Raw genomic sequence first — 16096 nt, 5'->3', positions numbered from 1 at the left:
GGATTAGACACAAGCACTATTTACGTACACAGGATCTAATCAGACGCGATACCCCATCTGCCGAAAGGCAGATGGGGCAGGTTCAGCAAGATGGGATGAAAGGGAAAAAACTATTCAGGGAGGGTCGAAATAAAGGTATTGGAACGTTCGATGGCCGAACGCATCTGCTGACGCAGATGAGCTACCCGGGCATCGAGTCGCTCAACTTCGGGCTGCAATGCCCCGATGGCCTGAGCGTTGAGGTTGTGCTTGAGGAACAGCACGTTGTCATGCATCAGATCAAGCGCTGGTTGCAGGCTTTGCTCGGCGGCATGCATGGCATCAAGCATCTCGGCATAGCGCTTGCGTGCCTGTTTCAGCTCGTCAGCACTGCGCTGGCGATAGTCGGCATTGTGATACTCATCGAGCTCGCCTTCCCACTCGTCAAACAGGGCATCGGTAGCACCCTCTATGGCATCGACGCGCTGATGTACGGCCTGAGCGGCGCGCTGACTGGCCTCATACTCGTCAGCCAGCGCATCGTAGGTATGAGAAAGTTCGCTTTCGGGGACATCGACCACGCTACGAAAGCGCTCGAGCGCCGATGAGAATCGATCGCCGGCATCCTGCTGGGCATCCCGGGCCGCTTCAACCCGATTGACCACCAACGTCCGGATAGGCACGCCGGCCTGTTCCATGGCGCTGTAATAGGCGCTCTGACAGCCACCCAGCAGTAGCACCATGCACAGCAGACTCGACGACAGATTCAGTTGACGCATTCGAGCTCCCGAAATCGGCTTCTCAGGTCATATCAACCACGTCGAACTCGACCCGGGGATCGACATCAGCATCGTAGTCGACATCATCACGACCGAAACCAAAGAGCTTGAGGAACTCTCGTTTATATTCGGCGTAATCGGTCAGCTCAAACAGATTATCGCTGGTCACACGGGGCCAGAGATCCTGACAGGCCTGTTGCACATCCTCGCGCAGCTCACGATCATCGACTCGCAATCGCCCGGCTTCATCGGTATCGACCGGAGCGCTGGTATAAAGTCGCTCACGATAGAGGCGGTTGAGCTGATCGATGGTACCTTCATGCAGCCCCTGCTCCTTCATGATTCGATAGACCATCGAGATATAAAGCGGCATGACCGGAATGGCAGCACTGGCCTGAGTCACCACGGACTTGAGTACGGCCACATTGGCATGGCCTCCCTTCTGGCGAAGGCGCTGGTCAATCTCACCTGCGGCGCGGTCCAGATCTTCCTTCGCCTTGCCCAGCGCACCATGCCAGTAAATCGGCCAGGTAATTTCGGTACCGATATAGCTGAACGCCACCGATTTCGCGCCTTCGGCCAGTACGCCGGCCTGATCGAGCGCATCGATCCAGAGCTCCCAGTCTTCACCGCCCATCACGGTAACAGTGCTATCGATCTCTTCCTGAGTAGCCGGCTCGACTTCGGCTTCGATAATCTGATCACGGTTGGTGTCCACGGCCGTGGCACGGTATGTCTCGCCAATTGGCTTGAGTGCCGAGCGCTTCACTTCACCGCTATCGGGTAGCTTGCGTACCGGAGACGCCAGTGAATACACCACCAGATCCACCTGACCGCCCATCTCGTTACGAATCATCTCGACGGCCTGATCACGCACCTCATGTGAGAAGGCATCACCGTTGATCGAGCGGCTGTAGAGCCCGGCCTGTTTGGCATACTTGTCGAAAGCGGCTGAATTGTACCAGCCGGCAGTGCCCGGTCTTTTTTCGGTGCCGGGCTTTTCAAAGAACACGCCAAGGGTGTCTGCGCCATAGCCGAAAGCTGCGGTAACACGTGCTGCCAGGCCATAACCACTCGAAGCGCCAATGACCAGCACCTTGCGAGGACCATCGGATTCAACGCCACGTGCTCGAGTAGCTTCAATCTGCTCAAGCACATTGCGATCGCAACCCACCGGATGGGTAGTGGTACAGATGAAACCGCGAACCTTGGGATGTATGACCACGCAAAACCTCGACTCTGACTGACGAAATGGGGCGGCAATTCATTGTGAACTGCCATCACTGGACGGTATTTTAACGACAGCAGCTCGTACTGTCCGCCCTTCCTCACCAGGACACTCGTCGCATCTCGCCGAACACGACCTTCGGGATGAATGGAGTACCGTCATGACCAACGCTCAGGCACTGCTCGATCATCGCCGTCATGTCTGGACTGCCCTGGCGCCGCTCTGGCTTGATCGCGAGCCGGTCGAGCATCACTACCAGCGCATGATAGTGGAGATCAACCGTCTTGCCCTCGATCGACCAACCCTGGAGGAAATTTATCGGATTGAGCTGGCACCCGTGCTGGCACGCTACCAGGCCTCGATGGCGGGCAACTGGCGCGATTTTGAGGAAGAACCGCTACTGCACGCTCTGATGCGTCACAATCTGCGCCTCTCTCCATGGAAGAGACGATTCTGGTGGCTTTTATCAGGCCTGACCACCACCATGACCCGTCACCGTTGGCAATATCTGATGGACCGCGTATTCATGCCCTCTCCCGATGGTGCCAACCCCCCTCAACGATAACGGGGCGCCCGAAGGCGCCCCGCATGACAGCTTCCGAATCGGGCTATCAGCGCCCACCGTCATCCGAGCCATCCACTTCATCGCTATCGGGCAGACGCTCTCGATCGCCGTCATCCTCCTTCCGGCTCGAGGTACTTGCACCGGGAGCAGGACTTGCCTTGCCCGCGGGCGTTTGACCAGCAGCACTGGCCTGGCCTTCCAACACTTCATAGCCATCGAGCACATGAATGTTGGCCGGAGGGGCGCCGCCATTTTTATCCTGCCCGAAGTAGAGTGTGGTATGCGGGAATGGAATCTCGATACCAGCCGCGTCGAAGTGCTCCTTGACCAGCTTGTTGAAGGCTCGTCCGATACCCCACTGGGTACCCGGGGCACATTTGATCATGATGCGGATATTGACCGAACTATCAGCCAGTGCGACCACACCGGGCACCGTCATATCCTCGAGAATATTGGGCGCCAGGTTCTCATCGGCCTTGAGTGCCTCAAATGCCTTGTGAAGCTGCTCAATGGCGTAATCAACATTCTCCCGATAAGCGATCCCGTATTCGCCCACATGGTAGGCAAAATCACGCATGTAATTGGAGACCACATCCACCGAAGAGAATGGCACCACATGATAGGTCCCTGACAGGTCGCGAATACCGACCGAGCGAATGGTCAGACGTTCGGCCGTACCGACTACACCACCAGCCGTGACGACATCGCCGGTATTCATGGCATTTTCAAGCTGGATGAAAACCCCGGTGATGACATCCTGGACCAGTTTCTGTGCACCGAAACCGATGGCCAGACCCAGTACACCGGCACCGGCAATCAGCGGGCCGATATTGATGCCGATCTGCGACAGCACAATCATGACCGTAAGCGTCACGATGGCGATGGCAATGGCGTTACGAAACAGCGAAAGCAGGGTCTTCTCGCGAGCGCTGGGCTCGCCACCACCGGTTTCCGGGCTCAGGCGATGCTCGATGACGCTGGCCAGAGTGACCCAGATCAGCGCCGAGATCAGCAGGATAATGGCCACGTGAACGATCATGGCAACAGTATTGATGCCCGCCTCGGAAGCGAGCCACCCCGTCAGATCGAATACCCGCCAGGCATCCAGCACCACCAGTGCCACGATCACCAGCAGAATGACCCGAATCACCTTGAGGGCATTGGGCACATAAGCATTGAGTCGTTTTTCGAGCAGCGGTAACCGGCTGCGCATGTTCTCCGGCAGCATCACACGCTGACCGATCAACCGTGTCAGTAGAGCAGAAACGATACCGCCGATGGCGAAAGCCAGCAGGGTCTGAACGGTCGCACGAACAATATAGGGCAGCGCCTGTTCAGGTTCGACCTGAGACATCACCAGCAATACGGTGAAATAGGCAATGGCCCAGAGATGCCAGGTCTTGGCCAGAATGCGCTGAAGAACGGCAAAGAAACCGAGCGACGCATTTTTGGCACTTTCCAGCAAACGATCATGCAGATCGCGACGATTGGAAAGAATCACCGACAAGGCATAACACCATGCCAGCACCATGATAACCAGACTGGCGAACTGCCCCAGCGCCAGGGAAACCGAATTATTGATGATCGGTACGGCAACCATCAGACCATAACCGATAAACCCTACCAACAGCGCCAGGCGCGTATTCCAGTAGCGTGCTACTTCGGCGGACATGGCAAAGGGGCGCAGCCCTTCATAGCGGGCCGCGAATACCATTCGAATCAGTGCCTTGACGATTTCGATAATGGCAAAGGCATTGATGAAAAGTGACTGCCGGGTGGCGATACTGCCCTGATCGCCGGCACCAAACAGACCGATGGCATAACCCACCACACAGGCCAGCAGAATGACCACAACATCCAGTAACAGGGACAATACGATGGCGACGGTGCGCTTGAGCAGGTAGGAAGGCCCATCATCACGCTGTACCCAATGGCCTGCCCGGGCAAACAGAGGACTGGCCAATCGACGAAGAATGAAAAAGGCAACGACAGTACCAACCACTACCAGCGCAAATTCGAACAGTGCACCCAGAAACGCACTCATATCGAATGCCGGCTCACTTGAGACGGCCGAACTACTGCCCAGCGAGCCAATAGCGGCAATGGCGCCGGTCACCATCGAGCCAACATTCTCGGCAAATGACTGCGTAATGCTGGCCACCTGACGCGGTAATGACATCGCTTCGGCTGACGTATCCGCCGACGTTTTCTGCGACTCGGCAGGCGGTGCACTTTCGGAAGATTCTCCGGCAGCCGAATCGGACTGTTGTGTTGCCAGCTGCCTGAGCTGATCGATCAGCTGTTGTCGCGTCTGCTCATTTTCGAGCATGTCAGCCAGTGTGGCATAGGGGGTCTGTTGCGCCTGCTGTTCAGCGGACGATGCGTCGCTGGAGGCAGCGTGAGCGGTCGGCATCATCAATGCCAACAGCATGATGAACGGCAGCACGCGCAGCCACCTTGAAAGCTTCATCAATGCCACGGGTAATCTCCCTTGTCGATGGCCTTGTTCATGTCAGTCGAACCTCGCCTGGTACTTTTCCATGGTCATGTTTCATCCCGTACCGAGAAGTACTGACCTGTACCGATACCGATGAGGTAACGGCTGAGTCTAACCTGGTTTATGGTTGGCTGCCTTTCAAAGGCCCCGGCTTCCTCTGCTGGCGCACCGTCTCCCCTCACCTGTTCACCATACTCAACAAGCCATTGATTCAACACCAATGTACTGGCGAGAGAGCGATCAGAAATACGTCCGATAGCCGGGCTTTTCAGGCGGAAAATGGTGTTTCCAGGGCCTTTACTATGGCGTTATCGATACGTCTTGTGGGTAGCGAAGGACCGAATCGGCGAATGACCTGCCCATCCCGGCCGACCAGAAACTTGGTGAAATTCCACTTGATGGGCGTCGATCCGAGCACACCTGGTGCCTGTTGCTTGAGCCGAACAAAAAGCGGGTGAGCATCGGGGCCATTGACCCGCACCTTTTCCATCAAAGGAAAGGTGATGCCGTAATGGTGAATACAGAACTGTTCAAAGCGTGCCGGTGCTTCCGGTGCCTGATGAGCAAACTGATTACAGGGAAAGCCCAGCAGGGTAAATCCCTGATCGCGATGCATGCGATAAAGACGATCCAGTTCGGAGAGTTGCTCGGTAAAGCGACAACGGCTGGCAACGTTGACAATCAGCAACACCTGGCCGCGCAGAGCTCGAAGATTGAAGGGCTCTCCGTTCAGTGTCCGACAGTCATAGTCATGGATTTGCATGGTCAGGATCACGTTATGGGCACAATGCCGATCAACCCCTGGTTCCGGCCCAGCCGGACCAGGAGGATCGGGCAGAAAATCGAAAGGGTTTGACAGTGGGTAAGGCAGTCGCAACTTGAACATTCACTGACAAACCACGTATGTTGAATTCGACCATACACGGTTTGACCGGGCCACGGACCCTGTCCGTCAGGCACGGTTGATCTCAGTATAACGACCAACATGTACGTGTAGGGACCAACATATGCTCGATAATTTCAAGAAACACTCGTCGCTTCTCGCTGCTACTGCCCTGCTGGGCTGTCTGACGATGAGTCAGAGCCAGGCAGCCGATCTCGATACCATCAAAAGTCGCAACACGATTCGTATCGCCGTTGCCAATGAAATCCCCTACGGCTACACCGACATGAACGGCGAAGCCAAGGGCGCCGGCCCCGATGTAGCCAAGCATATCGTCGATGAACTGGGCATCGACAATATCAAGTGGGTGACCACCAGCTTCAGCTCGCTGATCCCGGGCCTCAAGGCTGATCGATTCGACATGGTCGCCGCTGAAATGGCTATCCTGCCTGATCGATGCAAGCAGGCCGAATTCTCTCAGCCCAACTCCTCCTATGGCGAAGGCCTGCTGGTCCAGAAGGGTAATCCGAAGAACATCCACGCCTTCTCCGACTTTGCCGACCGAGACGACATCAAGGTCGCCATCATGTCCGGTGCAGACCAGCTCGAAATGCTGCAGAAGCTTGGTGTCCCCCAGGATCGGATCGTACAGATCTCCAGCAATGCCGACGCCATTTCGACTGTCTCCACCGGGCGCGCGGATGCCTATGCCGCAACCGGCCTGACTGCCAGCAATCTGGCCGGCAAGAGCGACAATGTCGTAGTGGTCAAGGAATTCAAGGACCCCGTCATCGACGGCAAGGAAGTGCGCAGCTGGGGTGGCTTTACCTTTGCCAGTGGCAACGATGCTCTGCGTGATGCCGTCAACAAGGAGCTCACTCAATACAAGAAAACCGACGAATGGCGCAATACCCTGGCGCAGTACGGTTTTACCGAAACCGATATCAAGGCGTCCTTCGATCATAGCACTCAGGAGCTTTGCAGCGCGGACAAGTAAACCACCTGTCCATGCAGGTCACGAATCATTTCGTGGCCTGCAGCAACAACAATATCCACGGTGGTGTCCCCTGAAAGACATCACGGTATCGACCACGACCTGATCGAGCTTCCGTCATGGATTGGCAAAGCTATCTGGCACCTCTTTCACAAGGCGCGTGGGTCACGGTCGAGCTGACCGTCTATTCGACCATCCTCGGCGCTCTGCTCGCCTTTCTGTTCGGTATCGGCCGCGGCGCGCACACTCGGCTGCTGCGCTGGATATCGATCGGCTATATCGAGATCTTTCGCGGCACCTCGCTGCTGGTACAGCTGTTCTGGCTCTACTTTGCGCTGCCGGTGGTAGGTCAGGCGATGGACATTGACCTGCAGCTGGCGCCTGTGACTGCAGGCGTACTTGCCCTGGCACTCAACATCGGCGCCTATGGCGCTGAAGTCGTGCGCGGCGCACTGAAAGCCGTACCGCGTAGTCAGCACGAAGCCGCCATTGCCCTCAACTTCACCCCGCGCCAGCGCCTCTGGCGTATCGATCTGCCTCAGGCAATTCCAGAGATGATGCCGCCCTTCGGCAATCTGGCGGTGCAGAATCTCAAGGATACGGCACTGGTCTCGCTGATCAGTCTGGGCGATCTCGCCTTTCGCGCGGAGCAGATCCGTAACTTCACCCAGGACAGCACCACCATCTACACCATGGTGCTTTTCATGTACTTCGGCATGGCTCTGGTACTGACAGCGCTGATGAAGCTGCTGGAACATCGGGTAGGCCGCTGGCGCACGGAGAACTGATCATGCTGTTCGGATATGCCTGGGATACCAGTGGTTTCTGGCCTTTCGTCATCTCCATCCTGCCGATTCTGTTGATCGGCATGTGGGTGACCATCAAGGCTACCGTAATCGGCTTTGCCATCGCGCTGGTGCTGGGGCTGGTATTGGCCGCCCTGAAGGCAGCACCCACTCGCCTGATTGCCTGGCCGGCGCGCGCCATCACCGAGTTCATCCGCGATACGCCGCTGCTGATTCAGCTGTTTTTCCTGTTCTACGTATTGCCCGATTTCGGCCTCACACTACCGGCCTTCATGACTGGCGCCCTGGCACTGGGACTGCAATACAGCGCCTATACCTCGGAGGTCTATCGCGCCGGGCTGGAAGCGGTACCGCGCGGTCAGCGCGAAGCCGCCCGTGCACTGAGCATGGCACCGGGCCGCACCTTTACCCACATCATTCTTCCTCAGGCCATTCCACGCATCATTCCGGCCCTGGGCAATTATCTGGTATCGATCATGAAAGACGTACCGGTACTCTCGGTGGTCACGGTACTGGAGATGCTCAATGTCGCCCGGATCATTGGTGATCGTACCTTCAACTATCTGGTTCCCCTGACAATCGTCGGCATTCTCTATCTACTGCTGACGCTGATTGCTGCCTGGGGCATTCGCTGGCTGGACAACCACCTGCCCAGTCATGGTGTAGCGCTGAAGTAAGCCCATGAGCCTGCGAGACGACAAGAGGGACATCCCCGCATGAGCCGCGAACCAATTATTCGTTTTGACAGGGTGAGCAAGCGCTTTGGCGACTTTACCGTGCTCGATAACCTCGATTTCGAGGTACAGCCCAATGAGAAGGTCACCATCATCGGCCCTTCGGGTTCAGGCAAATCCACGGTGCTGCGTATCCTGATGACGCTGGAGCCGATCAACGACGGCGTGGTCTACGTGGGTGGCGACCCACTCTGGCACGAGCAGCGCGGAGACCAGTTGACCCCGGCTCGTGAAGCGCACCTGCGCCGCATGCGCGAGCGTCTGGGAATGGTCTTTCAGCAGTTCAATCTCTTCCCGCACATGACCGTGCGCCGCAATCTTACCGAAGCGCCACGTCGGGTACTGGGGCTCTCAAGGGCCGAAGCCAATGAACGGGCCGCGGAGCTGCTCGAACTGGTCAATCTCGGCAACCAGGCCGACAAGTACCCCGGTCAGCTTTCGGGTGGACAGCAGCAGCGGGTCGGTATTGCCCGCGCCCTGATGATGCGACCGAGCATCATGCTGTTTGATGAACCCACCTCGGCGCTCGATCCCGAACTGGTCGGTGAAGTGCTCAAGGTCATTCGTCAGCTGGCCGACACCCATGATCTCACCATGCTGATGGTGACTCACGAGATGCACTTTGCACGGCAGATCTCGGATCGGGTGTGTTTTTTTGATCAGGGACGGATTCTGGAGCAGGGGCCACCCGAGGAGATATTTTCTGCGCCCCGGGAGGCACGCACCCGGGAGTTTCTACACGCAGTGCTCAACCCTGATGAATGATGAATAGAGCGGGCCATCAGGCCGGGCGCGGTATCAGCCCGGCCCCCAGCAGGCGCTCCAGCGCGACTCGACTGTCCGGGGTCACATTCTCCTGTGCCAGAGCGTGCTCCGGCAGCCACCATTCCACACCGGCCACCTCACTCGCCTGAAGGGCCACAGGGCCATCATGAAGCACCGTGAATACGCCGCCATGAAGATGCAGTCCCGGCGAAACATGTGAGAAATTGAAGCACCACTGCAGCGATGCGCCACGAATTCCCAGCTCTTCCGCCAGTTCACGGCGGGCACCGACATGCATCGCCTCCCCTGCAGCCACTACGCCACCGGCCGCCAGGTCGAGAGCCCCCGGGAAGATGTCCTTGTCAGCCGTTCGATGCTGAACACATAACCGACCATCAGAAGCAAAAACGAACACGTAACTGGCCCGGTGCCAGAGAGCAAGACGCCGCATGACAGCCCTTGGCGCACTTCCTCGAGGGCGATTGTGCTGATCGACCAGCTGCACCTGTTCCATGAACCTTCTCCTCGCGACAAAGGCCGTCATTATTACAGGAGAAAAGTCAGCACCGTATGGACCTGGTGGGAATGAGCAAAAAAAAGCTCCGACATGAGGATGTCGAAGCGAGTCAGGAGCCATCACGATGGCATCACGAGAAATTCGGTAGAAACGAGGGTCATTCGTAAAGCGCAGGACGTTACAAGGCAAATCGTTTCCAGCGTAACTAATATAGCCTCTGTAAAAATTTTGTCCAACCTTATTTTCGAACACTTCAGTATTCTGGTGGTCATCTATATTGTTCGACCATGGAAAGTGTCTCGGGTTCGAAACATGGACGTCATGTGCACTATCCTGAGAAGGCGCCCCAGGGCGAAAAAGAAGAGACCGACTGCTCGGCCCCATCCGGCCAGCCAATGAATGTCAATGGAGGACACCCATGTTCGGATTGTTACCCTCACGCCGGGAGCGTGATGCTCGCACGAAGCTTAACCAGTATGAGCAGGAACTGAGCCGTCGGGGTGCCCGCGCGCTGCGTCAATATGAGGAAGAACTCGGTGCTCGGGGCAATCGGGCCAAGCGGCGCTTGCGTGAATTGGGCGAAGACGCTCACGAGCACTGGGATCACGCTCGACAGCGGGCCGGTGCCGAAGGTCAGCGTGCATGGGAGTTTACCGAACACACGGCACGAGACATTGATGAGCATGTCCACAGCAATGCCTGGAGTTATATCGGTGTGGGCGTGGCAGTAGGCGTTGTCGCGGGTTTGTTGCTGGGTCGTCGCGTTTGAAACGGCCTTCATGGATGACGGCTCGATGAAGACAGCGGCTCCGGCCGCTGTCTTTGCATCAGGGCATGATCAGGGAGGATTGAAATTGAACTCAAACCATCGCAGGAAAATCCGCTACGCCGTGGTCAGTGGCGGCGAAATTTCCCAGGGTGCCTTTATGCCGGGTATCTCCAGCACTACCAATTCCGAGCTGGCAGCCCTGGTAACCGGTGACCCCGAAAAGGCACGGGTACTCGGTGAGCGTTACCACATCCGCACCTGCGGCTATGAGGATTATGAATCATTGCTGCACTCTGGTGATATTGATGCCGTCTATGTCGCCTCACCCAATTTCCGCCATCGTGAGCATACCGTTCCGGCACTGAGAGCAGGCGTCCATGTGTTGCTTGAAAAGCCGATGGCCACCAGTGTCGAGGACTGTGAAGCGATGCTTGAAGCCGCCGATCAGGGCGGCGCCAAGCTGATGATCGCCTATCGCCTGCATCATGAACCCGGCACGCTGGACATGATCGAACGGTTGCGGCAGGGCGAGATCGGCCAGCCACGCACCTTCAGTTCGCACTTTTTGCAGAATCTCAACGAACGCAATCATCGTGCGCTCAATGGCTACTGGGCCGGACCGGTCCCGGACCTGGGCACCTATCCGATCAACGCCGTACGGCACCTGTTCGCCAGTGAACCCATCGAGGTGAGTGCCATGGCGGACAATACACCGGGTCGACACTACGACTGTGATGATACCTGGTCGGTCACGATGCGCTTTCCGGAAGGTCGAATGGCGCAGTTCATCGTCGGCTATGCCGCTTCCGTCTTCAATCACTTCTCGGTCGTCGGTATGGAAGGCCATCTGCAGGCTTCGCCCTGCTATTTCTTCGGGCCGGGCGTTTCAATCACGCATTCGATTACTCGAGGCAGTAGAACGACCACTGTGGCTCCTGGCGCCGTAGAGCAATTCGGAGGGCAAACCGACTACTTCTCGGATTGCATCCTCAATGATCGGGAACCCGAAGCAGACGGCATCGAAGGATTGCGGGATGTGCGCATTCTGGCAGCCATTGAGCGGGCAATGGAATCAGGGCAGCCACAGTCGCTGGAGCCATTGACCTATCGTGACAGGATTCGCAGCGATCAGGTGCGACAGCTATCACCCGCCATTCCACCCCGGATTATCAACGTGGAAACCATTAGCGGCTAACAGTCATTGACCTGTCATGACATGGGCCTTCATTAACCCCTCAGGGCATGACTTGGCAGGTATGACAGCAGACCTATAATGAATGATGCACATTAAAAGTGCGCATTTACCGCTTTTGAATTTACCGGGAGCAGGCGCGCCCGGCGCAGCCCATCAGGCCGGGCGTGCCGGGTTCGCCCTCTTCACCCGATAATCACGGAGGAGGCTCATGTATAAATCCCTGCTGGTACCTCTCGATGGATCAGGCAATGCCAACAAGGCTCTGGATGTCGCAGCACAGCTGGCACGCCCTGATGGAGGCGAACTTTACCTGTTGCACGTACCCGAGCCGGGTAGCACTGCCAATCTGACAACAGGTACCAGCGCAGATACTCATGAGCACGCCCGCCACGAGAGCGGACGCACCATCATCGATAATGCACTGGATGTGGTGAATCCGTACGACGTGCGCCACCACATTCTCGTTTGCGAGGGCACGCCGGCCGATATTATCGAGCGCGAAGCCATTCGTCTGGATGTCGATGTCATAGTGCTGGGTCATCGAGGTCTGACCCGCGGGGAGGGCGACAGTGCTGGCCACGTTACCCGCGAAGTGCTCAAGCGTGCTGCCTGTCGCGTCATAACAGTGCGCTGAACCACGAGTCATCGATCGGAACACCTGCCTGCAGACCGGGAGCATGTGCTACCCGGTCCATACCCTTCCGCTTTCACCTGATACCTGTCTGCTGGTCCCCCCGGGCTTCGTTAACTACAGTCATCGCAGGTGCCCTGCTCTCCAGGGCGAGCCATGAGCAACAAGGAACGTTGAAGAGGAAATCAGCATGACAAAGCATCGTGAATCATCCTGTCCTCACTGCCAGGGGGGTGGTATCGGCGCTTTCGGGCTCGGCGTTGCTGCCGGCGCCGTGGCGGCCATCGGCACGCTCATGGGCCGTCGCGCCCTGAGCATGGCACGCAGCAGCCGCGGCCATCCCCTCAAGCACCGCGCACTCGACATGGCTTCCGGCACTCTGCAGCGCAAGTATCCACTGGAGGCAATGAACACCTATCTCAACGGCTTTCATATGTATGCCGACGACATGGGCCGTCAGGTGGAAGCCAGTCACTTCTGTATTCATCTCGAGCCCGATCTGCACCAGTGCGTCATCTTCGACTCCAATCGCCCGGATGCCCGCCTGATCGGGATCGAATACATCATCAGTGCCGAACGTTTCAGTCGTCTCCCTGAAGAAGAGAAAAAGCTCTGGCACAGTCATCACTACGAGATCAAGTCAGGTCAACTGGTGGCTCCGGGTATTCCCGAACTTGCCGAACATGCCTACTTCGAGGATCTGATCACGACCTACGGCAAGACCTTTCATACCTGGCAGATAGACCGCCATGACTTCCCCTATGGAGCGCCGCAATTGATGATGGCCTTTACCGGGGATGGCCAGGTTGACGAAGCACTGGTCGAAGCACGCGACCGCCGGCTGGGCGTTTCCACTTCGAAGCGTCGCCAGCAACGTGCTGACATCCCAACCCCTGCTGTTATGCAGGACGCCAATTTCTGGGAGAGCGGGCGAGCGTTGCAGACCCAACTCGAGGAGCGCCCCTTCAAAAGGCGCTAATGGTCAAGGTAGCGTATAACGACAAAAACCCCGCTTTCAGCGGGGTTTTTCGGCAAATGGCGACCTGACCTGCGGGCCTCTCCATTACAGATTGATTGGCCCGTGCTGACTGGCGCCGGCATCCTGTACAACCAGCGTGCCGAGTTTGAAACGGGCATGCTGCAGATTCTGATCCTTGTCGAACCAGACACAAGAAACGTCACGCTGCTCGACACTCTCAACGACCATGATCGGCCCGCCCGATTTCAGCTTGACCATGTACCCTTCAGCGATCTGCTCATCCATGATGGATTTCCCTGGTTGATTGACTTGAGTGTGAAGTGTCGACGATAAGCAGTAACTTCAAGGCTCCAGCCACGGAAAATCCCCGACGTAAAAGCAGCGAGCCATATACTGCAATATTGGCACAGCAGCAGGGGGCAAGCTCTCCTGTACCATGAAGCCTCTTTGCCACGCGCTCTCCGGCACTGTATTCCTCAGGCAGCAAGGGCCCCCTCGATGAAATTCAGCGATCTCGCCTCCTTTGACAGATTCGTTTCTCCCACCCTGATCCGCATAGGGTACTGGATCGGTATTGCCCTGATTGCCCTCTCCGGTCTTTCGGCTGCCATTTCGTCGATTTCAGGCTACGGCGGCAGCGCAGGTACCGCCTTCATGATTCTGGTGGGCACGTTTGTCACCCTGATTTTCTGGCGCGTCTTCTGCGAACTCGCCTTTCTGCTCTTCTCGATTCACGATCGCCTTGGAGAGTTGCGTCAGGAACAGAACCGAAAGCTCGATTCGGATCATTGAGCCGAGCTTTCGAACGCCCCACTTTTCAAACAGAGCCAAACGCCAGCGCCCCGGGCCCTGTCAGGCTCCGGGGCGCTGGCGTTGGCAGCATTAAAAGGCAGAGAACCTCGGAATCATCCGTTAATCGTCCAGAGTCATCAGGCAGCTCTAGAAAGTGTCCCACTCCTCCTCACTGCTCTCGCTCAAAAGCGTGGAGGACGACCCGGCCATACGGGGAGCACTCGCAGCTCGGGCATCAGATGCCATTGCTACCGGCTTGTGCGCATCACCGGAGGGCTCTAACCTGCGTGGCTCGACTCGAGGCGCTTGTGCACGCGAAGAGCCCCTGGAGGTGCTGGAAGTACCGGTCGCCGCGGCATGCGCAACATCGCGTTCATTAAGTTGGAAAAAGGCCACCTGCGCCAACAATGACTCGGCACGTTCATGCAGTTCACGGCTGGCGCCTGCAGCCTCTTCTACAAGCTCAGCGTTCTGCTGAGTCAGCTGATCCATCTGCACCACTGCCGTACCTACCTGCTCGATGCCGGAAGTCTGCTCCCGGCTGGCCGCGGCGATTTCGGAGATGAGTCCGGAGACACGATCCACGCCAGTGACAATCTCGGAGAGGGTCTGGCCAGAGCGATTAACCAGCTCGCTGCCGTTTTCAATCTTGCTGACACTATCGTCCACCAGAGCCCTGATCTCTTTTGCCGACTCGGAAGCACGTCCCGCCAGGCTGCGCACCTCACCTGCCACCACTGCAAATCCACGCCCCTGTTCGCCGGCTCTGGCCGCTTCGACTGCTGCGTTCAGCGCCAGAAGATTGGTCTGAAAGGCAATATCGTCAATCATGGAGACAATGGAAACGATCTGACGGCTTGACGCGTTGATGGCCTCCATCGCAGCGACAGCCTCCACAACCACTTCGCCGCCCTCACGGGCACGCTGCCCCATTTCCCCGGCCAGCCGATCGGCTTCACCGGCATTGTCAGCATTGTGACGTACAGTGGAGGTCATTTCTTCCATCGAGGCAGCTGTCTGCTCGAGACTGGCAGCCTGTTCCTGAGTCCGGCTGCTCAGGTCGTTGTTACCCCTTGCCAGCTGTTGCGATGCGCTACTGACCGCCTCGGCACCGCTGCGAAAGCCACCGACCACATCGGCCAATCGACCATCCATGCGCTGAAGTCCCTTGAGCATCTCGCCGAACTCGTCACTACTGGCGATCTCGACCCGATTATCAAGTTGTCCTTCGGTAATGTTATGCACCAGCGCACGCGCCTGATTCAGGGGTCGCACGATACTGCGTACCAGTCGCACTGCAAATACGGCGATCAAAAGGCTTACGATCACGATGGCGGCCATGAACAGATCACGCATGCGCTCGTACTCGGCCACGCCATGCTCATAGGCCTCATGAGTAAAACCGATATTCATGTTCAGCTGTTTGGCCAGCTGATCGGTCGTACTGACCATGAGGGTGCGAGCCGCCGTATCGACCGTCGCCAGTCTGAGGGCGAGGTCAAAATCGCCTTGAGCCATTGCAGTGGCATAACGCTCATAGGCCTGCCACATCTGCGACATGGTCTGCTCGACTTCTTTCGCCTGAGCCGCCTCCTCACTCCCCGGCTTGACCGTTTTCAGATACTCGGCCCAGTGCTGCTCAATGGCCCCTTTGCTTTCGAGCAGGTTACTCCGAAAGGTCTCACCTGCTGCTGCATCACGTCGGACCAACACCGAAAGCCCGTTACCCCGCAGTTTCAGCAGGGTTTCATTGATTTTGGCCAGCGCCTGCACTGCCAATACATTGTTGGTATACACCGAGACCAGGTTCTGATTGGCCTGACGAGTACTACCGATTCCGATCACTCCGCTGATGACCAACAGCAGGATGCAAGCCCCCAACCCTGCTACCAGGCGATATTTGACACTTCCTGCCAACCCAGGCATGACCCTTCCTCGATGCAATGGCTTATCCGACCCGATGATTTATCGGGCATACCTCCC

The 16096-nt window shown here is 57.2% G+C and carries 17 protein-coding genes; 10 read left to right on the top strand and 7 right to left on the bottom strand.

Annotated features, from left to right (window positions below; all coding sequences use genetic code 11):
- Nucleotides 1–110: 110 nt before the first annotated feature.
- A complete protein-coding gene (locus FY550_RS03615) occupies nucleotides 111–758 on the bottom strand; it encodes a DUF2959 family protein (protein WP_149054360.1) in 648 nt (215 codons plus the stop codon).
- Nucleotides 759–780: 22 nt separating this feature from the next.
- Nucleotides 781–1983, bottom strand: coding sequence for an enoyl-ACP reductase FabV (gene fabV, locus FY550_RS03610; protein WP_070981817.1), 1203 nt, complete (start codon nucleotides 1981–1983; stop codon nucleotides 781–783).
- Nucleotides 1984–2146: 163 nt separating this feature from the next.
- Between fabV and FY550_RS03605 the strand changes: the two genes are divergently transcribed.
- Complete coding sequence (locus FY550_RS03605; protein WP_070981815.1) at nucleotides 2147–2551, top strand: DUF7079 family protein; 405 nt, start codon at nucleotides 2147–2149, stop codon at nucleotides 2549–2551.
- A gap of 46 nt (nucleotides 2552–2597) precedes the next feature.
- Here the strand turns inward: FY550_RS03605 and ybiO are convergent, their stop codons facing one another.
- Together ybiO and FY550_RS03595 are read right to left on the bottom strand one after the other, a co-directional pair.
- Entirely contained in the window at nucleotides 2598–5021 is a 2424-nt protein-coding gene (gene ybiO / locus FY550_RS03600; protein WP_070981924.1) for a mechanosensitive channel protein, read from the bottom strand.
- Nucleotides 5022–5316: 295 nt separating this feature from the next.
- A complete protein-coding gene (locus FY550_RS03595) occupies nucleotides 5317–5811 on the bottom strand; it encodes a glutathione peroxidase (RefSeq protein ID WP_070981813.1) in 495 nt (164 codons plus the stop codon).
- Between the two features lie 244 nt (nucleotides 5812–6055).
- Here FY550_RS03595 and ehuB point away from each other — a divergent pair, with 244 nt between their 5' ends.
- The 4 genes from ehuB to ehuA all read left to right on the top strand — a co-directional run bounded on the left by ehuB (nucleotide 6056) and on the right by ehuA (nucleotide 9230).
- Nucleotides 6056–6928, top strand: coding sequence for an ectoine/hydroxyectoine ABC transporter substrate-binding protein EhuB (ehuB, locus tag FY550_RS03590; protein WP_070981812.1), 873 nt, complete (start codon nucleotides 6056–6058; stop codon nucleotides 6926–6928).
- A gap of 116 nt (nucleotides 6929–7044) precedes the next feature.
- Nucleotides 7045–7713: an ectoine/hydroxyectoine ABC transporter permease subunit EhuC gene (ehuC, locus tag FY550_RS03585; protein ID WP_070981809.1), complete on the top strand. Its 669-nt coding sequence runs from the start codon at nucleotides 7045–7047 to the stop codon at nucleotides 7711–7713.
- Between the two features lie 2 nt (nucleotides 7714–7715).
- Nucleotides 7716–8408 carry an ectoine/hydroxyectoine ABC transporter permease subunit EhuD gene (gene ehuD / locus FY550_RS03580; protein ID WP_070981807.1) on the top strand — a complete coding sequence of 231 codons (693 nt, stop codon included), beginning with the start codon at nucleotides 7716–7718 and terminating at the stop codon, nucleotides 8406–8408.
- A gap of 39 nt (nucleotides 8409–8447) precedes the next feature.
- Nucleotides 8448–9230, top strand: coding sequence for an ectoine/hydroxyectoine ABC transporter ATP-binding protein EhuA (gene ehuA / locus FY550_RS03575; protein ID WP_070981804.1), 783 nt, complete (start codon nucleotides 8448–8450; stop codon nucleotides 9228–9230).
- Between the two features lie 16 nt (nucleotides 9231–9246).
- Here ehuA and FY550_RS03570 read toward each other — a convergent pair whose 3' ends face one another.
- Nucleotides 9247–9744: an NUDIX hydrolase gene (locus FY550_RS03570; RefSeq protein WP_070981802.1), complete on the bottom strand. Its 498-nt coding sequence runs from the start codon at nucleotides 9742–9744 to the stop codon at nucleotides 9247–9249.
- Between the two features lie 421 nt (nucleotides 9745–10165).
- On the opposite strand from FY550_RS03570, the gene FY550_RS03565 reads away from it, so the two are divergent.
- The 4 genes from FY550_RS03565 (at nucleotide 10166) to FY550_RS03550 (ending at nucleotide 13321) form a co-directional block, all read left to right on the top strand.
- Nucleotides 10166–10516 (top strand): glycine zipper domain-containing protein, encoded by a 351-nt coding sequence (locus FY550_RS03565; RefSeq protein ID WP_070981800.1) that lies wholly within the window; start codon nucleotides 10166–10168, stop codon nucleotides 10514–10516.
- Nucleotides 10517–10601: 85 nt separating this feature from the next.
- Nucleotides 10602–11711: a Gfo/Idh/MocA family protein gene (locus FY550_RS03560; RefSeq protein ID WP_070981922.1), complete on the top strand. Its 1110-nt coding sequence runs from the start codon at nucleotides 10602–10604 to the stop codon at nucleotides 11709–11711.
- Nucleotides 11712–11919: 208 nt separating this feature from the next.
- A complete protein-coding gene (locus FY550_RS03555) occupies nucleotides 11920–12345 on the top strand; it encodes a universal stress protein (RefSeq protein ID WP_070981798.1) in 426 nt (141 codons plus the stop codon).
- A gap of 187 nt (nucleotides 12346–12532) precedes the next feature.
- Nucleotides 12533–13321 (top strand): OBAP family protein, encoded by a 789-nt coding sequence (locus tag FY550_RS03550; RefSeq protein ID WP_070981796.1) that lies wholly within the window; start codon nucleotides 12533–12535, stop codon nucleotides 13319–13321.
- Nucleotides 13322–13405: 84 nt separating this feature from the next.
- On the opposite strand, the gene FY550_RS03545 is transcribed toward FY550_RS03550, so the two are convergent.
- Nucleotides 13406–13606 carry a DUF2158 domain-containing protein gene (locus FY550_RS03545; RefSeq protein WP_070981795.1) on the bottom strand — a complete coding sequence of 67 codons (201 nt, stop codon included), beginning with the start codon at nucleotides 13604–13606 and terminating at the stop codon, nucleotides 13406–13408.
- Nucleotides 13607–13819: 213 nt separating this feature from the next.
- On the opposite strand from FY550_RS03545, the gene FY550_RS03540 reads away from it, so the two are divergent.
- The gene (locus tag FY550_RS03540) at nucleotides 13820–14113 is read left to right on the top strand and encodes a DUF4282 domain-containing protein (RefSeq protein WP_070981793.1); all 294 of its coding nucleotides are present in this window, start codon (nucleotides 13820–13822) and stop codon (nucleotides 14111–14113) included.
- 147 nt (nucleotides 14114–14260) lie between these two features.
- On the opposite strand, the gene FY550_RS03535 is transcribed toward FY550_RS03540, so the two are convergent.
- Nucleotides 14261–16039 (bottom strand): methyl-accepting chemotaxis protein, encoded by a 1779-nt coding sequence (locus FY550_RS03535; protein WP_070981792.1) that lies wholly within the window; start codon nucleotides 16037–16039, stop codon nucleotides 14261–14263.
- Nucleotides 16040–16096: the final 57 nt, after the last annotated feature.

It is taken from the genome of Kushneria phosphatilytica, from assembly GCF_008247605.1.
In the GTDB taxonomy this organism is placed as follows: domain Bacteria; phylum Pseudomonadota; class Gammaproteobacteria; order Pseudomonadales; family Halomonadaceae; genus Kushneria; species Kushneria phosphatilytica.
Note: the sequence above shows the minus strand (reverse complement) of the source record. Positions and strands in the feature narration are given on the sequence as shown.